We start from the raw sequence: 24,081 nt of genomic DNA on the forward strand, positions 1-24,081 counted from the left end.
TCATGCTCCTTGGACATGGGACGGGGTCTCTGCGGCCGGGCTCGAGGGAATGTGCCCCTCGATGGCCGGTTCGGCGGCGGAGGGCCCGCCCTTGCGTGCGCGCCAGGCGTTACGCAGCATTTCGTGCCACCGCGGACGCTTGCGCGGCGGAACATGGTCCACACCGCCCAGCGACCACGGATTGCACCGCAGGATGCGCCAGGCGGTGAGTGCCGTTCCCTTGATCGCACCGTGCCGGTCGATGGCCTGGTACCCGTAGTGGGAGCACGACGGGTAGTACTTGCACACCGGCCCGAGCAACGGGCTGATGGTCCACTGGTACAGCTTGATCAGCGCCAGCAGCGGGTACTTCATCGCGCGCCCCCTCCCAGCAGCCGCTGAAGGGCGGCATCCAGGTCTTGGGCCAGCTGTGCATGGTCGGCGTCACCCGCACCGGGCAGCGCTCGTACGACTACCAGGCTACCGGGGGGCAACAGGGCCACTCGGTCACGCATCAGGTGGCGAAGCCGGCGCTTCACCTTGTTGCGTACGACCGCGCCACCCACTGCTTTGCTGACGACGAAACCCGCACGCGTCGGGGGAGCGCTCTCCCCAGGCGCGTGCGGGTCCGTTGCACCGCTACGTAGATGGACGACGAGAAGCGGGCGTCCGGCCCGGCGTCCTCGGCGTACCGCGGTCGCGAAGTCCTCGCGCCGCCTCAGCCGATTCTCGGTAGGCAGCACGTCATGACCTGATCGGGATCAGGCGGACAGGCTGGCGCGACCCTTGCCACGGCGGGACGCGAGAATCGCGCGGCCGGCACGGGTGCGCATACGCAGCCGGAAGCCGTGGGTCTTCGCGCGACGACGGTTGTTCGGCTGGAAGGTGCGCTTGCTCACTCGGGGGCTCCAGAGAAAATTGGTAGTTGCGGGGTGCCGTCTTGGCTGTCACCGTGCGCCCACGAGTAGCTCGCTTACGCCCGAGTGCACCGCTTCCCGATCACCGGTAAGTGCCCTGGTAGGAGCACTAGCAAGTGATCTATGCCCATCGGAGGCAGGCGGCAGCAGCCATCGACAACTCGACCTGGTCACGGTACGCGGGGCTACGCCATCCGGTCAAACCAGTGGTCACTGGGGGACACTATCCACAGGCTGGGGACAACAACTTGAACCCTACCGGTCGCCCTGACTACCGTGGCTGAACTCCGATTCGTTCCCTTCCCCCCGACCCAGCTGTTTCGTTCCAGACCGCCCCACCCGAGTTACATCCCGACTAGTCCCAGAACCACACGTTCGTGGGACCCCGTGAGAGAGCGTGCCCTGTGGCTGACGTACCTGCCGATCTTGCCGCAGTGTGGCCACGCGTACTCGAGCAACTCCTCGGCGAGGGCCGCGGCCAGGGTGTCGAGGTCAAGGACGAGCACTGGATCAAGCGCTGCCAGCCGCTGGCCCTGGTCGCCGACACCGCTCTGCTCGCCGTACCGAACGAGTTTGCGAAGGGCGTTCTCGAAGGCCGCCTCGCGCCGATCGTCAGCGAGACACTGAGCCGCGAGTGCGGTCGCCCGATCCGCATCGCAATCACTGTCGACGACTCCGCGGGCGAGCCGCCGGCGTCGGCGTCCCCCGCCCCGCCGCGCTACGAGGAGCCCGAGCTCCCCTCCGGCCCCGGCCAGGGCCGTGACCCGTACGAGAGCCGGGGGCGCGAGGGATACGAGGGGTACGGTCGTCACCGCGCCGACGACCACCGGCAGGGCCACAACGACCGCCACCAGGGCGGCCCCGGCGACCAGCTGCCTCCGTCCCGCGGGGACCAGCTCCCGACCGCGCGGCCCGCGTACCCGGACTACCAGCGCCCCGAGCCGGGCGCCTGGCCGCGGCCGTCGCAGGACGACTACGGCTGGCAGCAGCAGCGCCTCGGCTTCCCCGAGCGCGACCCGTACGCGTCGCCGTCGCAGGACTACCGCCCGCAGTCGATGGACCGTCCGTCGTACGACCAGGACCGGCCCTCGTACGACCATGACCGGCCGTCATACGACCATGACCGGCCCTCGTACGAGCAGCAGCGAGCGGACTACGACCAGCAGCGGTCCGACTACGACAAGCGTCCCGATCGCCGCAACATCCCGGACTCGTCCCCCGGCAGTGGTCATGTGCACCGCGGCGGCCCGGTCGGTTCCGCGCTGCCCGCCTCCAGCGGCGCCCCCGGTCCGCTGGCCGCGCAGCCCGCGCCGGCCACCGGACCCGGCGAGCCCACCGCGCGCCTGAACCCCAAATACCTCTTCGACACCTTCGTCATCGGTGCCTCGAACCGCTTCGCGCACGCCGCCGCGGTCGCCGTCGCCGAGGCGCCGGCGAAGGCGTACAACCCCCTCTTCATCTACGGGGAGTCGGGGCTCGGCAAGACGCACCTGCTGCACGCGATCGGGCACTACGCGCGCAGCCTCTACCCGGGCACGCGTGTGCGGTACGTGAGCTCCGAGGAGTTCACCAACGAGTTCATCAACTCCATCCGCGACGGCAAGGGCGACAGCTTCCGCAAGCGGTACCGGGAGATGGACATCCTTCTGGTCGACGACATCCAGTTCCTGGCGGACAAGGAGTCGACGCAGGAGGAGTTCTTCCACACCTTCAACACGCTCCACAACGCGAACAAGCAGATCGTGCTCTCCAGCGACCGGCCGCCGAAGCAGCTGGTGACCCTGGAGGACCGGCTGCGGAACCGTTTCGAGTGGGGTCTGATCACCGACGTCCAGCCGCCCGAGCTGGAGACCCGTATCGCGATCCTTCGTAAGAAGGCGGTGCAGGAGCAGCTCAACGCCCCGCCGGAGGTGCTGGAGTTCATCGCCTCGCGGATCTCCCGCAACATCCGTGAGCTGGAGGGCGCGCTGATCCGGGTGACGGCGTTCGCGTCGCTCAACCGGCAGCCGGTGGACCTTGGGTTGACGGAGATCGTCCTCAAGGACCTGATCCCGGGCGGCGAGGACTCGGCACCGGAGATCACCGCGCCCGCGATCATGGCGGCCACGGCCGACTACTTCGGGCTGACGGTGGAGGACCTGTGCGGCACCTCGCGCGGGCGCGCCCTGGTGACCGCCCGCCAGATCGCCATGTACCTGTGCCGCGAGCTGACGGACCTCTCCCTGCCGAAGATCGGCGCCCAGTTCGGCGGCCGCGACCACACGACCGTCATGCACGCCGACCGCAAGATCCGCGCGCTGATGGCCGAGCGGCGCTCCATCTACAACCAGGTCACCGAGCTGACCAACCGCATCAAGAACGGCTGACAGCCACCGCAGCACGTCGCTGAGGGCGCCCCGGGACGATTCCCGAGGGCGCCCTCTTCGTCTTCCCAAGGGCCCCTTCGGCCTCTCCGAGGGCGGCAAGGCGTCCTCCGCCTGCTGCTGCCGAAGGCCCGCTTCGAAGGCCCGCTCGCTACTCCCAAAGGCCCGCTCACTGCTTCCGAGAGCGTTCAGCGCCGTTCCCCAGGACGTCTTTCGCCGGTCCTGAGGCGTCTTTCGCCGCTCTCAAGGACGTTCTTCGCCGCTTCCGAGGCCGCGTGCGGGGCGCCGACGGGCCGTGCACCGTCCACCCGCTGTTCGAATACGAGCCGAGTTACGGCCGCCCTCCACAGATATGCGGACTTTCTCGCGTCCACACCCTGGGGACTGGGAAGTTGTCCAGATCGTGTCCACAGGGTGTGCTGTTAAAAGACCATCGTCCCAGCTCAACAGCTTGTGGATTGGTGGACAGAAGATCTCCACAGACTGTGGACAGAGTGATGATCCACAGCCTGTGCACCAAGTTGTCCACCGGCGGCCCACAGGCTGAGCCCCGTTGTCCCCAGCAAAACCCAGCTTCTCCACACGGCTGTCCACTGTTCGGCAACGCGACGCGCCTGCTCACCGTGTCGAGTGAAAGGCGTCACACCAAGGTGCCGGGTTGGCCTGTGGGGAACGTGGGTAAAGCTGGGGACGGCGTTGGGGAGAAGTGCCCCAAGCCTGTGCATCGAGTGTGCAGAACTTTTCGCTGTCCACAGATGACCCCGGTTGTCCACCGCCTCCACCCACAGGGTCAGTGGACAAAATTTGGGGCCTGACCTGCGAAAACGAGGTTATCCACGGTTTCCACAGGCCCTACTACTACTCCCAACTAGAGAGAGCTGGGAATCCGCTTCGAAGGGGGCCCTGTGCACAACTCGCTGTCTCGGCCCCGGCTGCCGCTCGACGCGACTTGACCCAGGGCGGCAACGACTGTCAGTGCGGTGCGTCAGACTGGTCACCGGTGTCCTGCCCCTCACAGGGATCGACGACACCGAGTCAGACGACGAAGGCCAGGCAGGGCGAGAGCGCCGGCAATAGCAGGAGGCGGCTTACGGTGAAGATCCGGGTGGAACGCGACGTACTCGCGGAGGCAGTGGCCTGGGCGGCTCGCAGCCTCCCGGCACGACCGCCGGCGCCTGTCCTCGCCGGCCTCCTGCTGAGGGCCGAGGACGGGGCTCTCAGCCTCTCCAGCTTCGACTACGAGGTCTCCGCACGCGTGTCGGTGGAGGCGGAGGTCGAGGAGGACGGCACGGTCCTCGTGTCGGGCCGTCTGCTCGCCGACATCTGTCGCGCCCTCCCCAACCGGCCGGTGGAGATTTCCACAGACGGTGTACGGGCGACGGTGGTCTGCGGCTCCTCCCGCTTCACCCTCCACACCCTGCCGGTGGAGGAGTACCCGGCGCTCCCGCAGATGCCGAACGCCACGGGCACCGTCCCCGGTGAGGTCTTCGCGTCCGCCGCCGCCCAGGTGGCCATCGCCGCCGGGCGCGACGACACGCTGCCCGTCCTCACCGGTGTGCGCATCGAGATCGAGGGCGACACGGTCACCCTGGCGTCCACCGACCGCTACCGCTTCGCGGTCCGCGAGTTCCTGTGGAAGCCGGAGAACCCGGATGCGTCCGCGGTCGCCCTGGTGCCCGCCAAGACCCTCCTGGACACCGCCAAGGCGCTCACCAGCGGCGACAGCGTCACCCTGGCGCTGTCCGGCTCGGGGTCGGGCGAGGGCCTGATCGGCTTCGAGGGCGCGGGGCGGCGTACGACCACGCGTCTGCTGGAGGGTGACCTCCCGAAGTACCGCACGCTGTTCCCGACGGAGTTCAACTCCATCGCCGTCATCGAGACCGCCCCCTTCGTGGAGGCCGTCAAGCGCGTGGCCCTCGTCGCCGAGCGCAACACCCCGGTGCGGCTCAGCTTCGAGCAGGGCGTGCTCATCCTGGAGGCGGGCTCCAGCGACGACGCACAGGCTGTGGAAAGGGTCGACGCGCAGCTGGACGGCGACGACATCTCCATCGCCTTCAACCCGACCTTCCTGCTGGACGGCCTGAGCGCCATCGACTCCCCGGTGGCACAGCTCTCCTTCACGACGTCCACGAAGCCCGCTCTGCTGTCCGGCAAGCCGGCCGTGGACGCCGAGGCGGACGAGGCCTACAAGTACCTGATCATGCCGGTGCGCCTCAGCGGCTGATGCCCGGCGGCCTGGCCGGGCAGACGCCCGGCCGGACCCCGTCGCGCCCGGCGGCGCGCCGCGCCCCCTCGGATGACGCCGCAGGTGAGGGCGTACGTATGAGCGCGTATGCCCACAGGTGTGCATGAGCGTCCGGGTTTAGGCTCGGACGCGGGTACGAAAGTGCCTTTCGCGGGTACGCAGTGCCCTCATGCCACGTCGCAACCTAAGGAACAACTGATGGAGCTCGGTCTCGTCGGCCTCGGCAAGATGGGCGGCAACATGCGCGAGCGGATCCGCCGCGCAGGTCACACCGTCATCGGATACGACCGCAACCCGGACGTCGCCGATGTCCACAGCCTCGAAGAGCTTGTGGGCAAGCTCAAGGGCCCGCGCGTGGTGTGGGTGATGGTCCCCGCCGGTGCCGCGACGCAGTCCACCGTCGACGAGCTGGGCGAGCTCCTGGAGCCCGGCGACATCGTCGTGGACGGCGGGAACTCGCGCTGGACGGACGATGAGAAGCACGCGGAGGAGCTGGCCGCCAAGGGCATCGGGTTCGTCGACTGCGGCGTCTCCGGCGGCGTCTGGGGCCTGCAGAACGGCTATGCGCTGATGTACGGCGGCGACGCCGAGAACATCGCCAAGGTGCAGCCGATCTTCGACGCGCTCAAGCCCGAGGGCGACTTCGGCGCCGTACACGCGGGCAAGGTCGGCGCGGGCCACTTCTCGAAGATGGTCCACAACGGCATCGAGTACGCCATGATGCAGGCCTACGCCGAAGGCTGGGAGCTGCTCGAGAAGGTCGACTCGGTCACGGACGTCCGCGAGGTCTTCAGGTCCTGGCAGGAGGGCACGGTCATCCGTTCCTGGCTGCTCGACCTGGCGGTCAACGCCCTCGACGGGGACGAGCACCTGGAGAAGCTGCGCGGCTACGCCGAGGACTCCGGCGAGGGCCGCTGGACGGTGGAGGCCGCCATCGACAACGCGGTCCCGCTGCCGGCGATCACGGCGTCGCTGTTCGCGCGGTTCGCCTCGCGGCAGGACGATTCGCCGCAGATGAAGATGATCGCCGCGCTGCGGAACCAGTTCGGCGGCCACGCGGTCGAGAAGAAGTAATCCACAGATCCACGGGCCGACGGGCCGTGGATCCACACCCTGGGGGAGGTCGGCGAACGACCATGCACGTCACGCATCTGTCGCTGGCCGACTTCCGCTCGTACGCCCGGGTCGAGGTCCCGCTCGACCCGGGCGTCACCGCCTTCGTGGGACCCAACGGGCAGGGCAAGACGAACCTCGTCGAGGCGGTCGGCTATCTCGCCACCCTCGGCAGCCACCGGGTCTCGTCCGACGCGCCCCTGGTCCGCATGGGCGCCGAACGCGCGATCATCCGGGCCCAGGTCCGGCAGGACGAGCGCCGGCAGCTCGTCGAGCTGGAGCTGAACCCGGGCAAGGCCAATCGCGCTCGCATCAACAGGTCCTCGCAGGTCAGACCCCGTGACGTGCTGGGCATCGTACGTACTGTCCTGTTCGCCCCGGAGGACCTCGCGCTGATCAAGGGCGACCCCGGGGAGCGGCGCCGTTTCCTCGACGAGCTGATCACCGCCCGCTCCCCGCGCATGGCCGGCGTCCGTTCCGACTACGAGCGGGTCCTCAAGCAGCGCAACACCCTCCTCAAGACGGCCGCGCTGGCCCGCCGGCACGGCGGCCGTTCCATGGATCTGTCCACCCTCGACGTGTGGGACCAGCACCTCGCCCGCGCCGGCGCCGAACTGCTCGCCCAGCGCCTGGACCTGATCGCCGCGCTCCAGCCGCTCGCCGACAAGGCGTACGAACAGCTGGCACCCGGCGGCGGCCCGATCGCCCTGGAGTACAAGCCGTCCGCCCCGGGTGAGGCCCACACGCGGGACGCCCTCTACGAGCAGTTGATGGCCGCGCTCGCCGAGGCCCGCAAGCAGGAGATCGAGAGGGGCGTCACCCTGGTGGGTCCCCAACGTGACGAACTTCTCCTCAAGCTCGGCCAGCTTCCGGCAAAGGGATACGCGTCACACGGCGAGTCCTGGTCGTACGCGCTGGCGCTGCGCCTGGCGTCGTACGACCTCCTGCGCGCCGAGGGGAACGAGCCGGTGCTCGTCCTCGACGACGTCTTCGCCGAGCTGGACACCCGCAGAAGAGAGCGCCTCGCGGAACTCGTCGCCCCGGGAGAGCAGGTGCTGGTGACCGCCGCGGTCGACGACGACGTGCCGGGGGTCCTGGCGGGAACGCGGTACACCGTGTCCGAGGGGACCGTGGAGCGCGTATGAGCGACACCCCCGCACAGACTCCCGAGCCTTCGAAGAAGACGCCCGAACCCTCCGGAGTGGACCTCGCGCGCGTGGCGCTCAGAGCGGCCAAGGAGCAGGCACGCGCGCGTGGGGACGCCGCACAGCAGAAGAGGCAGGCGCGGCGCGGCGGCCTGCGCTCCGGCGCGCGCGCCGACGGCCGCGACCCCATGGCGCTCGGCGCGGCGATCAACCGGCTGCTCACGGAGCGTGGCTGGGAGACCCCGGCCGCGGTGGGCGGGGTGATGGGGCGCTGGCCGCAGATCGTCGGGGAGGACCTCGCCAAGCACTGTGTGCCGCAGCGGTACGACGAGGACGAGCGTGTTCTGACCGTGCAGTGCGACTCCACGGCCTGGGCGACGCAGCTTCGGCTGCTGGCCCCGCAGCTGGTCGCCCGCCTCAACGAGGACCTCGGGCACGGCACCGTGCGGCTGCTCAAGGTGCAGGGGCCCGGCGGCCCCGCCCGCCGTTACGGCCCCCTGCGCGCCCCTGGGAGCACGGGCCCCGGCGACACCTACGGGTGACCGGCAGCGGCTCGAGCCCGTCGGCAACGGGTGATCGGGCCGGGTCCCGCCGTCCCTCCAGAGCTGATCAGGACCGGCCTGAGCCGCCGTTCGCGGCGGACCTGGGGCAGGCCCTGGCCGCTGTCCGGGCCTGCCCGGCACCGGGCCCTGACCGACCTTCGGAGCCGCCTGGGACCGGCTCGAACAGTGGTCCGCGGCCGGCGGACACGGAACGGGTCCTGGCCATTGGCCCCCCGCCGACCGGTACGGCGAGCTGTCGGCCCCCGGCCGAACCAGGACGACGGCGGAGCCCTCGGCTCCGGCTGAATCAGGACCGCGGAGCCCTCGCTCGGAGCCGCCCGGGACCGGCCCCGAGTCGTCGCTCATCGCTTGCCACGACCGGCCCACGCCGTCGGCCGGGGCCGACCGCGTGCGGTTGCGAAGATCTTCCTGACTCCGCAGTAGCCAAGGGTTGACACCCGGAAGCGCTGAGTGCCTCTGTGAGCCTCTTGGAGCCCCGTTCCGTATATGGGGAGTCGGCCGAGACCGGTTGAGGGCGGCACATGCGGACTCAGGTACCGGCAAACCCCCATCACTGTCGGCGCTACCGGTAGACTGGAAGCTAATCCCGCCCCACTAGTGGGGACCTTCGGGAAATGGTGTGCAACGCTGACTAAGGCTTACCAACGCAACACGCCGCAGCCGCTCCGGCCACCCGCCGGGAGATCGGCTTGTGCTGTGCCAGAAAGGGCGCTTCGTGGCCGATTCCGGCAACCCCAACGAGAACATCCCGTCCACCGACGCCGGCAACGGCGAGGCCAACACCTCGATCGGCGAGGTCGCAGCCTCGAACGGCGAAGTCACAGCCTCGTACGACGCCAGCGCCATCACCGTCCTCGAGGGTCTGGACGCGGTCCGCAAGCGACCCGGTATGTACATCGGCTCGACCGGTGAGCGCGGACTTCACCACCTTGTGTACGAGGTCGTGGACAACTCCGTCGACGAGGCGCTGGCCGGCCACGCGGACACGATCGACATCACGATCCTCGCCGACGGTGGCGTGCGCGTCATCGACAACGGCCGTGGCATCCCCGTGGGCATCGTCCCCTCCGAGGGGAAGCCGGCCCTCGAGGTCGTGCTGACGGTCCTGCACGCGGGCGGCAAGTTCGGCGGCGGCGGCTACGCGGTCTCCGGCGGTCTGCACGGCGTCGGCGTGTCCGTCGTGAACGCCCTGTCGAGCAAGGTCTCCGTCGAGGTCAAGACCGACGGCTTCCGCTGGACGCAGGAATACAAGATGGGCGTCCCGACAGCCCCGCTCTCCCAGAACGAGGCTACGGACGAGACCGGCACCTCGGTCACCTTCTGGGCCGACGCGGACATCTTCGAGACCACCGAATACTCCTTCGAGACGCTCTCACGGCGCTTCCAGGAGATGGCGTTCCTCAACAAGGGTTTGACGATCAAACTCACTGATGAGCGCGAGTCGGCGAAGGCCACCGCCGGGGCGGACGAGGCGGGTGCGGACGAGAAGGACGAGGTCAAGACCGTCACGTACCACTACGAGGGCGGCATCGTCGACTTCGTGAAGTACCTCAACTCCCGCAAGGGAGACGCGGTGCACCCCACCGTCATCGACCTCGAGGCCGAGGACAGGGACAAGAGCCTGTCCCTCGAGGTCGCGATGCAGTGGAACAGCGGCTACACCGAGGGCGTGTACTCCTTCGCCAACATCATCCACACCCACGAGGGCGGCACGCACGAGGAGGGCTTCCGCGCGGCGCTGACCTCGTTGATCAACAAGTACGCGCGCGACAAGAAGCTGCTGCGCGAGAAGGACGACAACCTCACGGGCGACGACATCCGCGAGGGTCTGACCGCGATCATCTCGGTCAAGCTGAGCGAGCCGCAGTTCGAGGGCCAGACAAAGACCAAGCTGGGCAACACGGAGGCGAAGACCTTCGTCCAGAAGGCGGTCTACGAGCACCTCAACGACTGGCTGGACCGCAACCCGAACGAGGCCGCGGACATCATCCGCAAGTCGATCCAGGCGGCCACCGCGCGCGTGGCGGCCCGCAAGGCGCGTGACCTCACCCGCCGCAAGGGCCTCCTTGAGTCGGCGTCCCTGCCGGGCAAGCTCTCCGACTGCCAGTCGAACGACCCCACCAAGTGCGAGATCTTCATCGTCGAGGGTGACTCCGCCGGCGGTTCGGCCAAGTCCGGCCGCAACCCGCAGTACCAGGCGATCCTCCCGATCCGAGGAAAGATCCTCAACGTCGAGAAGGCGCGGATCGACAAGATCCTGCAGAACCAGGAGATCCAGGCGCTGATCTCCGCCTTCGGTACCGGAGTCCACGAGGACTTCGACATCGAGAAGCTCCGCTATCACAAGATCATCCTGATGGCGGACGCCGACGTCGACGGCCAGCACATCAACACCCTGCTGCTGACCTTCCTGTTCCGCTTCATGCGGCCGCTGGTCGAGGCCGGGCACGTGTTCCTCTCCCGCCCGCCGCTCTACAAGCTCAAGTGGGGCCGGGACGACTTCGAGTACGCGTACTCGGACCGCGAGCGCGACGCCCTGATCGAGCTCGGCCGCCAGGCGGGCAAGCGCGTCAGGGAAGACTCGATCCAGCGCTTCAAGGGTCTCGGTGAGATGAACGCCGAGGAACTGCGCATCACGACGATGGACCAGGAGCACCGCGTCCTCGGCCAGGTCACCCTCGATGACGCCGCCCAGGCCGACGACCTGTTCTCGGTCCTGATGGGCGAGGACGTCGAGGCTCGCCGCGCGTTCATCCAGCGCAACGCCAAGGACGTCCGCTTCCTCGACATCTGAGTCGGTCTCAGCTGACCGCATCAGGAAGGATCTTCACCAGCAATGACCGACGAGAACACTCCGAGCACTCCTGAAGAAGAGGGCGAGATCGCCCTGCGTGTCGAGCCCGTCGGGCTCGAGACCGAGATGCAGCGCTCGTACCTCGACTACGCGATGTCCGTCATCGTGTCGCGCGCGCTGCCCGACGTACGGGACGGTCTCAAGCCCGTCCACCGCCGTGTGCTGTACGCCATGTACGACGGCGGCTACCGGCCCGAGAAGGGCTTCTACAAGTGCGCCCGTGTCGTCGGCGACGTCATGGGCAACTACCACCCGCACGGCGACTCCTCGATCTACGACGCGCTGGTCCGCCTCGCGCAGCCGTGGTCGATGCGGATGCCGCTGGTGGACTCCAACGGCAACTTCGGTTCTCCGGGCAACGACCCCGCGGCCGCCATGCGGTACACCGAGTGCAAGATGATGCCGCTGTCGATGGAGATGGTCCGCGACATCGACGAGGAGACCGTCGACTTCACGGACAACTACGACGGCCGCTCGCAGGAGCCGACCGTTCTGCCCGCCCGCTTCCCGAACCTGCTGATCAACGGCTCGGCGGGAATCGCGGTCGGCATGGCGACCAACATCCCGCCGCACAATCTGCGCGAGGTGGCGTCCGGCGCCCAGTGGTACCTGGAGAACCCCGAGGCCTCCCACGAGGAGCTCCTGGACGCGCTGATCGAGCGCATCAAGGGCCCCGATTTCCCGAGTGGTGCCCTCGTAGTGGGCCGCAAGGGCATCGAGGAGGCGTACCGCACGGGCCGTGGCTCCATCACGATGCGCGCGGTCGTCGAGGTCGAGGAGATCCAGAACCGCCAGTGCCTGGTGGTCACCGAGCTCCCCTACCAGGTCAACCCCGACAACCTCGCGCAGAAGATCGCCGACCTCGTGAAGGACGGCAAGGTCGGCGGCATCGCCGACGTCCGCGACGAGACGTCCTCGCGCACCGGCCAGCGCCTGGTCATCGTCCTGAAGCGGGACGCGGTCGCCAAGGTCGTCCTGAACAACCTGTACAAGCACACCGACCTGCAGACGAACTTCGGCGCCAACATGCTGGCGCTCGTCGACGGCGTGCCGCGCACCCTCTCCCTGGACGCGTTCATCCGCCACTGGGTGACGCACCAGATCGAGGTCATCGTCCGCCGTACGAAGTTCCGGCTCCGCAAGGCCGAGGAGCGCGCGCACATCCTGCGCGGCCTCCTCAAGGCCCTGGACGCCATCGACGAGGTCATCGCGCTGATCCGGCGCAGTGACACCGTCGAGATCGCACGCGAGGGCCTGATGGGCCTCCTGGAGATCGACGAGATCCAGGCCAACGCCATCCTCGAGATGCAGCTGCGCCGGCTGGCCGCCCTGGAGCGTCAGAAGATCATTCAGGAGCACGACGAGCTCCAGGCGAAGATCACCGAGTACAACGCGATCCTCGCTTCGCCCGTGCGCCAGCGCGGCATCATCAGCGAGGAACTCGCCGCGATCGTCGAGAAGTACGGCGACGACCGCCGCTCCAAGCTGGTGCCCTTCGACGGCGACATGTCCATCGAGGACCTCATCGCCGAAGAGGACATCGTCGTCACCATCACGCGCGGTGGCTACATCAAGCGGACCAAGACCGAGGACTACCGTTCGCAGAAGCGCGGCGGCAAGGGCGTACGCGGTACGAAGCTGAAGCAGGACGACATCGTCGACCACTTCTTCGTGTCGACGACGCACCACTGGCTGCTGTTCTTCACCAACAAGGGCCGCGTCTACCGCGCGAAGGCGTACGAACTCCCGGACGCCGGCCGGGACGCGCGAGGCCAGCACGTCGCCAACCTGCTGGCCTTCCAGCCGGACGAGGCGATCGCCGAGATCCTCGCGATCCGCGACTACGAAGCGGTGCCCTACCTGGTGCTCGCCACCAAGGGCGGGCTGGTCAAGAAGACGCCTCTGAAGGATTACGATTCGCCCCGCTCCGGCGGTGTCATCGCGATCAACCTCCGTGAGACGGAGGACGGTTCCGACGACGAACTGATCGGAGCCGAACTCGTATCGGCCGAGGACGACCTGCTTCTGATCAGCAAGAAGGCACAGTCGATCAGGTTCACCGCGACCGACGAGGCGCTACGGCCCATGGGCCGTGCCACCTCGGGCGTCAAGGGCATGAGTTTCCGTGAGGGGGACGAGCTGCTCTCGATGAATGTTGTTCGACCCGGTACGTTCGTGTTCACTGCCACAGACGGTGGGTACGCGAAGCGGACCGCCGTCGACGAGTACCGCGTCCAGGGTCGCGGTGGCCTCGGTATCAAGGCCGCCAAGATCGTCGAGGACCGCGGCTCGCTCGTCGGCGCGCTGGTGGTCGAGGAGACCGACGAGATCCTCGCCATCACGCTGTCCGGTGGTGTGATTCGTACGCGAGTCAACGAGGTCAGGGAGACGGGCCGTGACACCATGGGCGTCCAACTGATCAACCTGGGCAAGCGCGATGCCGTCGTCGGCATCGCTCGTAATGCCGAGGCCGGCCGCGAGGCGGAGGAAGTCGACGGTGGCGATGCCGTGGACGAGACCACCGAGGGCATCGAGGCCGCCGGTACGGACGAGGGCGAGCAGTCCTCGGACGAGTAGCGAGGAGTGAGTCATCGTGAGCGGAGCCACGGGCGCCGGAGCGACCGGTACGGAAACCGGTACGGAAACGGACGGCGGCCGTGGCTCCGCCACGGATTCGACTGACTCCCATGATTCTCATGGATCCCAGGGGGGAACTGTGACGGACACCCGAGGCCCGCAGGCCCAGCAGCCCAAGGCTGGAGCGGGCCCGGCCGCGCCGGGTGCCGCGTCGGCCGGCGCACCGGCCCAGGCTCCGGCCTCCGCCGCCACTGCGGCGGGCTCTCCGCTGCCGGGGGAGCGCCAGCCGCAGCCCGCGGGGCCGTACCACCCGCCGCAGGCCTACCAGCCGGCTCCGGCGGGTGCCGTACGCCGCCCCCGCACCGGCGCGCGCACCGCGCCCCGTACGCGCAAGGCGCGGCTGCGGGTGGCCAAGGCCGACCCGTGGTCGGTGATGAAGGTCAGCTTCCTGCTCTCCATCGCGCTGGGCATCTGCACGATCGTGGCATCAGCGGTGCTGTGGATGGTCATGAACGCGATGGGCGTCTTCTCCACCGTCGGCGGCACGATCTCCGAGGCCACCGGCTCGAACGAGGCCAACGGCTTCGATCTGCAGGCGTACCTGTCGCTGCCGCACGTTCTGACGTTCACGACGATCATCGCGGTCATCGACGTCGTCCTCGCGACCGCGCTGGCGACCCTCGGCGCGTTCATCTACAACCTCTCCGCGGCCACCGTGGGCGGCATCGAGCTGACGCTGGCCGAGGACGAGTAAACGTTGTCGAGCCTGTGAACGGCGCCTGCGAGGTCCCGGGAACTATCGATTTTGGGACTGGCCACGTCGTGCGCTAATCTTCAGAGGTCAGCGCGCGGGACATACACCGCAAGGCGCGGCGGGGCTATAGCTCAGTTGGTTAGAGCGCATCCCTGATAAGGATGAGGCCACAGGTTCAAATCCTGTTAGCCCCACCAGCACAGAGACCCCCAACCAGTCATGGTTGGGGGTCTTTGGCGTCTACGGCTGACATCAGCACCGGCATCGGCGCCGCACGAACAGTGTCGGGCAACGCGGGACCTCAGCGGCCGGCGCCGGGCGGAGAAGGCGTCGGGCATACAGACACGGAGAAGGTGTCGGGCACGGCGACACGGAGAAAGTGTCGGGCACGATGAAGGCCCGGCACCTCTTCCGAGGTGCCGGGCCTTCGTTCCTGGGGTCTTCCTGTGTCGCGTTGTACGCAAGTTCGCCGCTACGTCAGGAGGTCGGACGATCGCGTCGATCGGTCGGTCGGGGCGGAGAGCGGCGTGCTCAGTGCCGCAGGGGCGCGTCCGGCTCGGCGGGGGTCTCCTGGGCGCGCAGGGCGGCGGTGTCCGTGGCGGTGTCGTCCGAGGTCGGGCGGTGGCGGCAGCTCGGGGAGGAGCCGTGCGCCTCGGCGCGGATGCGCTGCTTCATCGTGGGGGGCAGGGACCGGGCGTAGGACCACATCCCGTGGGACAACATCGCCGGTGCGGTCACGGTGGCGTTGCCGTTGCGCGTGGTCCCGCTCTGCGGTACAGCCGCGGCGGCGGTCGTCGTGATGAGTCCGAGCGTCGTGCACAGCGCCAGGAAGGCGGTGACGATGGCGGTCCACAGCTTCATGACCTTGTTCTGGGCCATGGCCCCTCACTTTCGGGTCGGGCGATTTGCGTACTTTCCTCATGATGTGTATGGGGGCCGCGAAGTGGTGGACCGACGCCCGCGGCGCGTCGATCTTCCGATCAACACCACTCGGATGGACGCAAGGGGCCTGGAAAGTCCCTGAAAGCAAGGAAGAGCACGGAAAGTCACAGTCTGTGACGTGTGATCACCCTGAGATCAGAATGACGCCCTCCGGCCGGACAGCTGTATTCCGGGCGGCAGTTGGGGGCCGATGCAGGTCACCGATCGATATCGGTCGGTGTGTATAGTCGGGCGCCAGAGGTCCCCTACGTCAAAGAAAGACGAGGTCGCGCGGTGAAGAAGCTTCTCCTGGTCGCACTGGCCGCCATCGGCGGGCTCCTCGTGTACCGCCAGATCCAGGCGGATCGCGCCGAGCAGGATCTGTGGACGGAGGCGACTGACTCCGTGCCCACGGGTTCGTGAGTAGCCACAGACAACAGTCTCAGAGCAGGCCCCGACCGCCGGTGCGGTCGGGGCTTTGTGTTGTACGGGGGCGGCGGCGCGGCTCGTGGCGGGCACCCGGGTTCACGATGGCAAAGCAAATGCTTGCGACGGCAAATTCCGGCCCCGTGGAGAGGATCGTTTCGGCCGCTCGGGAGGAATGCGCGGGCGGCCGCGTGACGGGCGGGGCAGGATGGTCGACGGTCCGGGCTACGGCGAGGGGGCGCGTCATGGGGCGGCGCACGGGGTGGTGGCGTACGGAAGCGCGACGCGCGGCGGGGTGGCACGGGGTGCTGCGACGCGGCCGGGCGCTGGCGGCGGCGGCCGGAGCGGCCCTGTGCGTCACGGTGGCGCTGCCCCAGACGGCGACGGCGGCCGGCACGCCGACGCCGTACGCCTTCGCCGAGGACGCGCGAACGGTGAAGGGCGCCACCGGCACCACGGACGCCGTACGGCTCGAGCCCGGAGGGACCTACAGGAGCGCCGTACGTGATGGCGGCAAGCTCTACTACCGCCTCGAACTCGACGCCACCGCCGACGCGTACGTCTCCGTGACCGCGGTCCCCGGGACGGCGGCGACCGTCACCTCGTCGGACGGCCTCAAAGTGTCCGTGCAGGATGCCGACAGCCATACCTGCTCCACCGGGGCCGCCCACTTCGGCGCCACGCAGAGCCCGCACCCGATCGCCGCGTGGGCGTCGCGCGAAGTCGGGCCCGACACGTATCTGTGCAAGCAGGCGGGGACGTACTACGTGGTCGTCGAACGCCGCACCACGCCCGGATCCGCGCCGGGCGACTGGGACCTGGAACTCGACTACGTGTCCGAACCCGCCCTCAAGAAAGCGGCGGGCTCCGGTGCGACGAGCGCGCCCGAGGCATGGAACTCCGCCTCCCCGCAAGCCCTCGTGGGCGACGCGACGCGCCGCGCGGGAGGCGCCGGCTTCGCCTCGGCGGCCGCCCTCGGGCAAGGGGTCTGGAAGGACGCGGTCCGGCCCGGACAGACACTGTTCTACAAGGTGCCCGTCGACTGGGGGCAACAGCTCTACGCCACCGCGGAGACGGGCAGTTCGACCGGCGGCGACGGCTTTGTGGGCACCGCGCTCACCATGTCGCTCTACAACCCGGTACGCGGATACGTCGACGACGTGGGCTCCGGCTACAGCGGCGACCAGACCTCGGCCGCGCTCGATCCGCTGCCTCCCGTCGCCTACGACAACCGGCACGCCGTGCAGAACCGGGTGAGCGGGATGCGCTTCGCGGGCTGGTACTACCTCGCGGTGCATCTCGGCGCTCCCGTCGCGGACAAGTTCGGGAAGGGGCCGTTCGGGCTGACGCTGCGCGTGCGGGTGAGCGGTACGGCGGGTTCCGGTCCGTCGTACGCGGGGCAGGCCGAGCCGAGCGGTGTGTTCGAGGTGACCCGGCAGGACCGGGAGGAGGCGGCCGCCGGGGCGGGGGGCAGCACCGCAAACGTGCCGGGCGGTACGACGGGAAGCGCGTCCGGAGGGGCCACGGGCGGTGGCACGGGGGCCGCGGAGACGGGCGCCGACGGTGCGCGAACCGGTGACGACGGCACGATGACGCTGGTCGCCGTGGGCGGGATCGGCACGGGGAGCCTGCTGGTGCTGGCGCTCGTGGTGTGGACGGCGGTGGCCCGCCGCCGGGCGGTGTCCGACGGCGCGGCGATGGGGGCGGCTCCCGTCGTACGAGGGGAGTACGGCCCGCCGCGGGCCTGGTAGTCAGAGCTGTGCCAGTGCCCAGAAGCCCACCGCGAAGCAGGCCAGCGCGAGGAGCAGGACCGGCACGGCGACCTTCGCCGGCGGGCCCGGGCGCTTGGGGCGCCTGCGACGACGCCGGGAAATCGCCTGTGGCCGGGTGTGAACCTGCGCGGCTGGAGCGGTGTGCGCACCGGCGGAGGCGTACGCGTGGTGCTGCACCGAGGCGGCGGGGGCCGCGGACGGGCGGGGAGAGGGCACACGCGTGGGTTCGAGGTGCGGGGCGTAGGCCGGCGACGGGAGCGCGACCGAGGCGGGGGGAGTGGGCGGCCGCTCGGGAAGGGGCTGGGGCCTGACGGGCGTGGACGGCCGGGGCGGCGGCAGATGGAAACTGCCGGTGTCCGACATGGTGAAGGAGCGCGAGGGCGTCGCGTCGGGCAGCGGCGGCATCTGTACGGGGCCGGGAGCGGAACCGGGAGCTGATGCCGGTTGCGGCGGGAGGGGCGCGGAGTTCGGCGGTGGGGGAAGGGGCGTGGGCGGCCCGGGCTGCGGGGGACCGGAATCGGGCTCAGGGGGTATGTGGCTGGAGCCTGTGGTCGGCCTTACCTCACCGCAGTCTTCGGCCGGCCGCACGGCACCGGTGCTGCCCGTCCCCGGCGCGGCCCCCGATGCCGCCCCCGACGCGGCACCCGGGTCGTGGTGCCGTCGGTTCGGGCGCTGGTTCGGCCGTTCCGGGCGGGGGCCGGAGCTGGAGTCGTCGCCGGACGGCGTGCTCCCGGTGGCGTCCCGGCCGGGCCGCTGAGGCACGGCATGCGCCGCCGTCACCCCCGGAGCCCTCTTGAGCGGTCCGTCGGTGCCGAATCCGGGCGGGAGCGGGCCGAGTTGGTCGAAGATCTCGACGAGTTCGTCGTCGGGGCCGGGCTCGGGCAGCAGCTCCGCGGCCGCGGCGAGCGCTTTGCGCGCCCCCGTCGCGGTGCGGAACCGCGCGGCCGGGTCCGGCTGCAACAGCACGGCCACGACCTGCCACAGCGGCTCGGGAATGCCCCGGGGCGCCGCGGGAGTGCCGTTCGCCAGGAAGTACTCGATGAGTGCCCTGGCGTCCGGCTTGGCGCCCTCCAGCAGATACAGGGCGACCAGCCCCACGGCGAACAGGTCGGCCGGGAAGTCCGGCTCGTCGCCCATCAGTTGCTCGGGCGCCAGGTAACCGGGCGTCCCCACCACGTAGTTGGTCTCCGTCAGCCGCGGTTCGCCGAGGCGCATGGCGATGCCGAAGTCGGACAGGCGCAGCCGGGGCCGACCCGTGCCGGTGGCTTCGAGCAGCACGTTGGCCGGCTTGATGTCGCGGTGCACGACCCCCTCCGCGTGCACCGCGGTGAGCCCCGAGAGGAGCTGGTCGAGCAGGGTGCAGACGAACGACGGGGGCAGCGGACCGTAGTCACCGATCAGATGGACCAGCGAGCCCCCGGCGACCAGATCCATGGTGAACAGGACCTTGTCGTCGTCGGCGGCCCAGCTGGCGGGTGCGAGCACATGCGGGTGGTCGATCCGCATGGCCTGCTCGCGTACGAAGCGCAGCAGCGCGTGTGCGTCGCTCTGCTGCAGCACCTTGGCGGCCACATAACGGCGCCGCCGGTGGTCCCAGGCGCGCCAGACCGCACCGACTCCCCCGCGCCCGATGGGGTCGACCAGTTCGTACCGTCCGGCGAAGACCTCACCCATGGTCGTACGTCGTTCCCCCTTCGGCAGTCGGTCGGGCGGCCGTACCTCGGCCCTCGGCTCCCGGCTTCACGGGACGCCGACGCGCAAAAGGTGTCCGGCGAGCCCGGTACCGGAGACCCGCCGGATGCCGTGTGCGGCGTCCGGCGGTGGGGACTTCCACGCACCCCCGCGTGGAAGTCCCCGGTGGCCGGGCGGTGGCTCAGTTCTGGTGGGACTGGTAATGGGCGACCGCGTCGGAGGTGCGGCCCGCGCCGTACACCCGGAGGAACTCTGCCAGTTCCGGGTGGCTCGGGGCGAGAGTGTCCGCAGCGTCGATGATGTCTCCTGCCGCCGCCACCGAGCGCAGCAGCGACTGGATCTCACGAACCACCCGCTTGACGGTGGGCGCGCCTGAACTGCTTGTCGACTGCGTGGTGTTGCTGAGCACCGAGCCCCCCTGCGACTTCTTGATCTCGTCCATCCGCTCGGTCGCCTCGGCGGCGCTGACACTGCCGTCCGCGACCTGCCCCGCCAGGTCTTGCAGGAGTTGCACCCGCTGGACCACCGCGGGGTTGCCGATCTTGGCCCGCTGACCGCTCATCAGCTGCGACAGCATCGGTGCGGACAGTCCCAGTACCCCCGCGAGACGAGCCTGGTTGAGCCCGAGATCCTCGATGAGCCTACGGAAGAGCGCCCCCAGTGGCTCCCCGTACCAGTTCCGCTGCAGCTCCCGCGCTCTCGCGGTTGCTTCCTGCTGTGCGGCGTCCATTGCGTCTCCCCATCGCTTCCCCAAGTACCGTGGTTCGCTGTAGCGAACCACGTGGAGCATCTTACGGAGAGTGGTTGCCCACGGGGACCCCCAATCTTTTTGCGAGATACCGGGGGTGACCCGGTACTCTGGTCCTCGGTGCCCGGTGGGATGTGTTTTCCACTGCCGGACGCTCCTCTTCCGGGGCCTTAGCTCAGTTGGTAGAGCGCTGTCTTTGCATGGCAGATGTCAGGGGTTCGACTCCCCTAGGCTCCACACCTCGGACCGGCCAGACGCCCTCGCGGCGGCTGGCCGGTTTTTGCATGCCCCGCTGTGGCGCGCGTCACGTCACATAATTTGCTGGCTTTGCATTTCATTGCGCAAATGGATGTCGAGCGTCCGATCGGGCGGCGGTGCCGTGAGAGCTCTCGCTGACGTGTCCATGAGGACTGTGCCGATATGAGTGCCCGGCGTGAGCTGGCGCTTTGGTGGTACGTAACCAGAAGAATGCGCTCCGTTAGTGGAATGTGTGTGGAACTTGCGCACATGGGTCGTTGCAAACGTCATCGTGCGCGGGGTACGTAAACGGGCGCTTCTGGTTCCACGTGAAACAGTGCTGTGGGGCAGGAGACTCTCAAGTCTCCTGCCCCACAGCACTGTTGACGCATATGGCCGAAGCCGGACTCAGCGGTGCTCGTCGCGATCAGCCGCGTCCTCCTCGGCTTCCTTGACCTGGACTTCGGGGTCCAGGACGGACTGACCGGTGCCGTCGACCGACGCCAGGCGGTCACTTGCCGGTACTTCGGTCGCGGCGGGCGGTTCGACCAGCCAGTCGGGGTTGGCCTGCTTGTCCCACCACTTCCAGGCGGCGAAAGCGCCGCCTGCCAGGATGCCCAGAATGGCCAGCCCCTTGGCGACGCGGCCGACCCGGGCCCGCCGCTCGTGCTTGCGGACCAGTTTCTGGATCTCCTGAGGTGAGACCTGGCCGCGCAGCGCGGCCAGTGCGGCGACACTCCGGGCCGCGGCCTCCTCGCGTACTGGACCGGCCGCGGCCACTGCCTGCTCGATTTTCGGGCGGGAGTAGTCGGCGGCCTGCCGGGCAGCTTTACGGGTAAGGACAGCGGCGTCGTGCGCGGCCTGGTCGACCTTCGGCGGCACATGAGCGCGGGCCTGCTCCAGTCGCGGCGCCAGATGGACGTCGTACTGGACGCGGGCCTGGTCGGCGGCCTGGGACACCTTGGGCGCAAGCCGTACGCGTGCTTCCTGCGCGTAGTGCGAGGCCCTGTCCTTGGCCGTGTCGGCGTAGGGCGCCACCACTTCCGCGGCGTGCAGCACGCTGTCCTTCGCCGAGCCGGTCGCGGCGCGCACGCTTTCGATGCGGGTCACGGGTTCCTCCTCCTCGGTGGCGTACTTCAGGGGGGCAGGGTGTCCCCCGAAAGACACAGTTCACCTTTCCACCCTTAACGGGATCATGCCCCTCAGGGGACTTTGAGGCATGTGAGGGCAGGCATCCGGGTCATGGAAACGGACTCCGGGGTTGATCTACTAACAAGAGCCGATCAAGTGAGATAGCGGATGAATAAGGTTCAACGGGACCTTGGTGACGACAATGCCACGGATCGTCGTGCCGTGCCCCCGTCCCGGCACTACTCGACTGCTTTTCTGGGTGACCGGCTCCGGTTTTCTGCAAGACCGGCTCCGGGGCATTCGGCCGGAGGTGTCAGTCGGGCCGTGCCTCGCGCCGTGCGTGCGAGGATCGGTGCCCACACAAGGCAACGGAAGGCAGATCGTGGCCGAGCAGCTTTACGCCACCTTGAAGACCAGCCAAGGCGACATCGCGGTGCGGCTGCTGCCGAATCACGCGCCCAAGACGGTCCGGAACTTCGTCGAGCTCGCGACCGGTGAGCGTGAGTGGACCAACCCGGCCACGGGTGAGAAGTCCAAGGACAAGCTCTACGACGGCACGGTCTTCCACCGGGTGATCAGCGGTTTCATGATTCAGGGCGGTGACCCGCTGGGCAACGGCACCGGCGACCCCGGTTACCAGTTCCAGGACGAGTTCCACCCGGACCTGCGCTTCGACAAGCCGTATCTGCTGGCCATGGCCAACGCGGGCCCGGGGACCAACGGCTCCCAGTTCTTCATCACCGTCGCCCCGACGGCCTGGCTGAACCGCAAGCACACCATCTTCGGCGAGGTGACCGACGTGGCCAGCCAGAAGGTCGTGGACGCGATCGCGGGAACCCGTACCAACCCGGGCACCAAGCGCCCCGTCAGCGACATCGTCATCGAGTCGGTCGTCATCGAGACCCGCGAGGGCCGAGGGGCCGTCGAGTTCCGCAAGGGCTGAGCAGAAGCGGCCTCGCACGGCGGGCTCCAGAGGACTTCAAGGGTCTCCAAGGGTCCCCAAGGCATTCCAGGGCACTCCAAAGGACTCAGAAGAGCCGCGAAGGGAACCAAACGCCCCGCTCATCCGTAAGCATGGCGCGGGGCGGTGCGTTGCCCACGCGGAAGCCGGGTGGGCTTTCACGTGGCCGTCACGCAGCCGTCGTACGGAAAAATGAGGGGACCCCACATGGACGACCCCATGAACCAGAAACCACAGAACGCCCAGGGCGTGCCCACCTGCTACCGGCACCCGGACCGCGAGGCCGGCGTCCGCTGCACCCGCTGCGAGCGCCCCATCTGCCCCGAGTGCATGGTCGACGCCTCGGTCGGTTTCCAGTGCCCCGAGTGCGTCCGTGGGGGCTCCGGCACCGGTCACGCTCCGACGGCCACCCAGCCCCGTACGATCGCGGGCGGCACCGTGGCCGCGGACCCGAGGCTGATCACCAAGATCCTCATCGGCCTCAACCTCGCGGTCTTCCTGGTCCAGCTGTCCGTGGGTGATCGCTTCACCGAGCGCTTCGAACTCCTCGGCCGCGCCTACGTGCCACTTCTCGGTTCGTTGCAAGGTGTCGCCGAGGGGCAGTCGTACCGGCTACTGACCGCGATGTTCCTGCACGACCCCCACAGCTATGTCCACATCCTGTTCAACATGCTCAGTCTGTGGTGGATCGGCGGCCCCCTGGAAGCGGCCCTCGGCCGTATCCGCTATCTCACCCTCTACTTCGTCTCCGGTCTTGCGGGCAGCGGGCTCACCTATCTGATCGCCGCCCCGAACCAGCCCTCGCTCGGCGCCTCCGGCGCCATCTTCGGGCTCTTCGGCGCCACCGCCGTCCTCATGCGCAGGCTCAACTACGACATGCGCCCGGTCATCGCGCTGCTGGTGATCAACCTGATCTTCACCTTCGGGTGGAGCAACATCGCCTGGCAGGCGCACATCGGCGGGCTCGTCGGCGGAGTGGTGGTCGGCTATGCGATGGTCCACGCACCGCGTGACCGGCGGACCCTCATCCAGTTCGGGGTCAGCGGCCTGGTCCTGGCCGCCGTGGTCCTCATGACGGTCCTCAGAACCATCCAGCTCACCTGAGCCGGGGCAGCCGCAGACGGGCCCTAGCCCGAGGTTGTACCCAGGGTTGTCCACAGTGTGTGGCGGATCTTGTGCAAGCAGTGGGGAACAAGCGTGCCCCCTGTTACTGACCGGAGTTTCCCCAGGTCAGACAGGGGGCGAACAGGCTTGCGGATACCGGTAAGTCAGTCACACCGGCGTCAACACTCGATGGGTTATCCACAGATCGTCTTTCTTTTCCCCATGTGGACAAGCCTGTGGATAACTCGGTGAACAGCCCTGGGCAGAGCTATTTCGGAGCAGCTACTTCCACTGGGTCGAGACGCCGAATCCAGCGGCGATGAAGCCGAAGCCCACCACGATGTTCCAGTTGTCCAGGGCGTCGATCGGCAGTGACCCGTCGGTCACATAGAAGACGACGATCCAGGCCAGACCGATGAGGAACATGGCGAGCATGACCGGGGCGACCCAGCCGCGGCTGCCCAGCTTGATATTCGTCGCCTGCTTCGACGGCGGCGGCGTGTAGTCGGCCTTCTTGCGGATACGTGACTTCGGCACGAGGGTCTCTCCTGTCGATGCGCTGCGTGGCCGCGCAGGGAA

At 68.7% G+C, this 24,081-nt stretch carries 20 protein-coding genes and 2 tRNA genes; 14 read left to right on the forward strand and 8 right to left on the reverse strand.

The features are described 5' to 3' along the window. From yidD to rpmH, 3 genes are read right to left on the reverse strand one after another with little or no spacing between them, the layout of a single operon-like run. Window positions 1–354, reverse strand: a complete 354-nt coding sequence (gene yidD / locus SAVERM_RS22295; RefSeq protein WP_010985738.1) for a membrane protein insertion efficiency factor YidD — start codon at window positions 352–354, stop codon at window positions 1–3. Continuing rightward, complete coding sequence (rnpA, locus tag SAVERM_RS40310) at window positions 351–722, reverse strand: ribonuclease P protein component (protein ID WP_010985739.1); 372 nt, start codon at window positions 720–722, stop codon at window positions 351–353. The genes yidD and rnpA overlap by 4 nt, the downstream gene beginning before the upstream one ends. 18 nt (window positions 723–740) lie before the next feature. Further along, window positions 741–878, reverse strand: coding sequence for a 50S ribosomal protein L34 (rpmH, locus tag SAVERM_RS22305; RefSeq protein ID WP_010985740.1), 138 nt, complete (start codon window positions 876–878; stop codon window positions 741–743). 422 nt (window positions 879–1,300) lie between these two features. Between rpmH and dnaA the strand changes: the two genes are divergently transcribed. From dnaA to SAVERM_RS22350, 9 genes are all read left to right on the forward strand, one after another. After that, window positions 1,301–3,262 carry a chromosomal replication initiator protein DnaA gene (gene dnaA / locus SAVERM_RS22310; RefSeq protein ID WP_010985741.1) on the forward strand — a complete coding sequence of 654 codons (1,962 nt, stop codon included), beginning with the start codon at window positions 1,301–1,303 and terminating at the stop codon, window positions 3,260–3,262. A 1,090-nt stretch (window positions 3,263–4,352) separates the two neighbouring features. After that, a complete protein-coding gene (gene dnaN, locus SAVERM_RS22315) occupies window positions 4,353–5,483 on the forward strand; it encodes a DNA polymerase III subunit beta (RefSeq protein WP_010985742.1) in 1,131 nt (376 codons plus the stop codon). A 219-nt stretch (window positions 5,484–5,702) separates the two neighbouring features. Beyond that, complete coding sequence (gnd, locus tag SAVERM_RS22320; RefSeq protein WP_010985743.1) at window positions 5,703–6,578, forward strand: phosphogluconate dehydrogenase (NAD(+)-dependent, decarboxylating); 876 nt, start codon at window positions 5,703–5,705, stop codon at window positions 6,576–6,578. A 62-nt stretch (window positions 6,579–6,640) separates the two neighbouring features. Next, window positions 6,641–7,762, forward strand: a complete 1,122-nt coding sequence (gene recF / locus SAVERM_RS22325; protein ID WP_010985744.1) for a DNA replication/repair protein RecF — start codon at window positions 6,641–6,643, stop codon at window positions 7,760–7,762. Continuing rightward, a complete protein-coding gene (locus tag SAVERM_RS22330; RefSeq protein ID WP_010985745.1) occupies window positions 7,759–8,304 on the forward strand; it encodes a DciA family protein in 546 nt (181 codons plus the stop codon). Before recF ends, SAVERM_RS22330 begins: the two co-directional genes overlap by 4 nt. A 736-nt stretch (window positions 8,305–9,040) precedes the next feature. Continuing rightward, window positions 9,041–11,119, forward strand: a complete 2,079-nt coding sequence (gene gyrB, locus SAVERM_RS22335; protein ID WP_010985746.1) for a DNA topoisomerase (ATP-hydrolyzing) subunit B — start codon at window positions 9,041–9,043, stop codon at window positions 11,117–11,119. A gap of 42 nt (window positions 11,120–11,161) precedes the next feature. Beyond that, entirely contained in the window at window positions 11,162–13,756 is a 2,595-nt protein-coding gene (gene gyrA, locus SAVERM_RS22340) for a DNA gyrase subunit A (protein ID WP_010985747.1), read from the forward strand. A gap of 16 nt (window positions 13,757–13,772) precedes the next feature. Next, window positions 13,773–14,510 (forward strand): DUF3566 domain-containing protein, encoded by a 738-nt coding sequence (locus SAVERM_RS22345; RefSeq protein WP_037647730.1) that lies wholly within the window; start codon window positions 13,773–13,775, stop codon window positions 14,508–14,510. 120 nt (window positions 14,511–14,630) lie between these two features. After that, a tRNA-Ile gene (locus SAVERM_RS22350) sits at window positions 14,631–14,707 on the forward strand. Window positions 14,708–15,041: 334 nt separating this feature from the next. Here SAVERM_RS22350 and SAVERM_RS22355 read toward each other — a convergent pair. After that, window positions 15,042–15,389 (reverse strand): DUF6344 domain-containing protein, encoded by a 348-nt coding sequence (locus SAVERM_RS22355; RefSeq protein ID WP_010985749.1) that lies wholly within the window; start codon window positions 15,387–15,389, stop codon window positions 15,042–15,044. 336 nt (window positions 15,390–15,725) lie between these two features. Here SAVERM_RS22355 and SAVERM_RS43980 point away from each other — a divergent pair, with 336 nt between their 5' ends. After that, window positions 15,726–15,854 (forward strand): DLW-39 family protein, encoded by a 129-nt coding sequence (locus SAVERM_RS43980; RefSeq protein ID WP_003999697.1) that lies wholly within the window; start codon window positions 15,726–15,728, stop codon window positions 15,852–15,854. A 248-nt stretch (window positions 15,855–16,102) separates the two neighbouring features. Then, window positions 16,103–17,608 (forward strand): hypothetical protein, encoded by a 1,506-nt coding sequence (locus tag SAVERM_RS22360; RefSeq protein WP_010985750.1) that lies wholly within the window; start codon window positions 16,103–16,105, stop codon window positions 17,606–17,608. Here the strand turns inward: SAVERM_RS22360 and SAVERM_RS22365 are convergent, their stop codons facing one another. Both SAVERM_RS22365 and SAVERM_RS22370 read right to left on the reverse strand, forming a co-directional pair. Beyond that, window positions 17,609–19,303, reverse strand: coding sequence for a protein kinase domain-containing protein (locus tag SAVERM_RS22365; RefSeq protein WP_010985751.1), 1,695 nt, complete (start codon window positions 19,301–19,303; stop codon window positions 17,609–17,611). 199 nt (window positions 19,304–19,502) lie between these two features. Next, window positions 19,503–20,051, reverse strand: a complete 549-nt coding sequence (locus SAVERM_RS22370; RefSeq protein ID WP_010985752.1) for a helix-turn-helix domain-containing protein — start codon at window positions 20,049–20,051, stop codon at window positions 19,503–19,505. A 182-nt stretch (window positions 20,052–20,233) separates the two neighbouring features. Between SAVERM_RS22370 and SAVERM_RS22375 the strand changes: the two genes are divergently transcribed. Further along, window positions 20,234–20,306 (forward strand) — tRNA-Ala (locus SAVERM_RS22375). A 408-nt stretch (window positions 20,307–20,714) separates the two neighbouring features. On the opposite strand, the gene SAVERM_RS22380 is transcribed toward SAVERM_RS22375, so the two are convergent. Then, window positions 20,715–21,416: a DUF5324 family protein gene (locus SAVERM_RS22380; RefSeq protein WP_010985753.1), complete on the reverse strand. Its 702-nt coding sequence runs from the start codon at window positions 21,414–21,416 to the stop codon at window positions 20,715–20,717. A 403-nt stretch (window positions 21,417–21,819) separates the two neighbouring features. On the opposite strand from SAVERM_RS22380, the gene SAVERM_RS22385 reads away from it, so the two are divergent. Beyond that, window positions 21,820–22,380 (forward strand): peptidylprolyl isomerase, encoded by a 561-nt coding sequence (locus SAVERM_RS22385; protein WP_010985754.1) that lies wholly within the window; start codon window positions 21,820–21,822, stop codon window positions 22,378–22,380. 237 nt (window positions 22,381–22,617) lie between these two features. Then, window positions 22,618–23,502, forward strand: coding sequence for a rhomboid family intramembrane serine protease (locus SAVERM_RS22390; protein WP_037647826.1), 885 nt, complete (start codon window positions 22,618–22,620; stop codon window positions 23,500–23,502). A gap of 282 nt (window positions 23,503–23,784) precedes the next feature. Here SAVERM_RS22390 and crgA read toward each other — a convergent pair whose 3' ends face one another. Next, window positions 23,785–24,039, reverse strand: a complete 255-nt coding sequence (gene crgA, locus SAVERM_RS22395) for a cell division protein CrgA (RefSeq protein ID WP_010985756.1) — start codon at window positions 24,037–24,039, stop codon at window positions 23,785–23,787. Window positions 24,040–24,081 lie beyond the last annotated feature (42 nt).

The sequence above is a fragment of the Streptomyces avermitilis MA-4680 = NBRC 14893 genome, from assembly GCF_000009765.2.
Classification (GTDB): domain Bacteria; phylum Actinomycetota; class Actinomycetes; order Streptomycetales; family Streptomycetaceae; genus Streptomyces; species Streptomyces avermitilis.

What these genes read in the sequence shown, in the direction of transcription:
- yidD (WP_010985738.1), bottom strand. Translation starts at nt 354, where the DNA reads ATGAAGTACCCGCTGCTGGCGCTGATCAAGCTGTACCAGTGGACCATC.
- gnd (WP_010985743.1), top strand. Translation starts at nt 5,703, where the DNA reads ATGGAGCTCGGTCTCGTCGGCCTCGGCAAGATGGGCGGCAACATGCGC.
- recF (WP_010985744.1), top strand. Translation starts at nt 6,641, where the DNA reads ATGCACGTCACGCATCTGTCGCTGGCCGACTTCCGCTCGTACGCCCGG.
- SAVERM_RS22330 (WP_010985745.1), top strand. Translation starts at nt 7,759, where the DNA reads ATGAGCGACACCCCCGCACAGACTCCCGAGCCTTCGAAGAAGACGCCC.
- gyrA (WP_010985747.1), top strand. Translation starts at nt 11,162, where the DNA reads ATGACCGACGAGAACACTCCGAGCACTCCTGAAGAAGAGGGCGAGATC.
- SAVERM_RS22355 (WP_010985749.1), bottom strand. Translation starts at nt 15,389, where the DNA reads ATGGCCCAGAACAAGGTCATGAAGCTGTGGACCGCCATCGTCACCGCC.
- SAVERM_RS22360 (WP_010985750.1), top strand. Translation starts at nt 16,103, where the DNA reads ATGGGGCGGCGCACGGGGTGGTGGCGTACGGAAGCGCGACGCGCGGCG.
- SAVERM_RS22365 (WP_010985751.1), bottom strand. Translation starts at nt 19,303, where the DNA reads ATGGGTGAGGTCTTCGCCGGACGGTACGAACTGGTCGACCCCATCGGG.
- SAVERM_RS22370 (WP_010985752.1), bottom strand. Translation starts at nt 20,051, where the DNA reads ATGGACGCCGCACAGCAGGAAGCAACCGCGAGAGCGCGGGAGCTGCAG.
- SAVERM_RS22390 (WP_037647826.1), top strand. Translation starts at nt 22,618, where the DNA reads ATGAACCAGAAACCACAGAACGCCCAGGGCGTGCCCACCTGCTACCGG.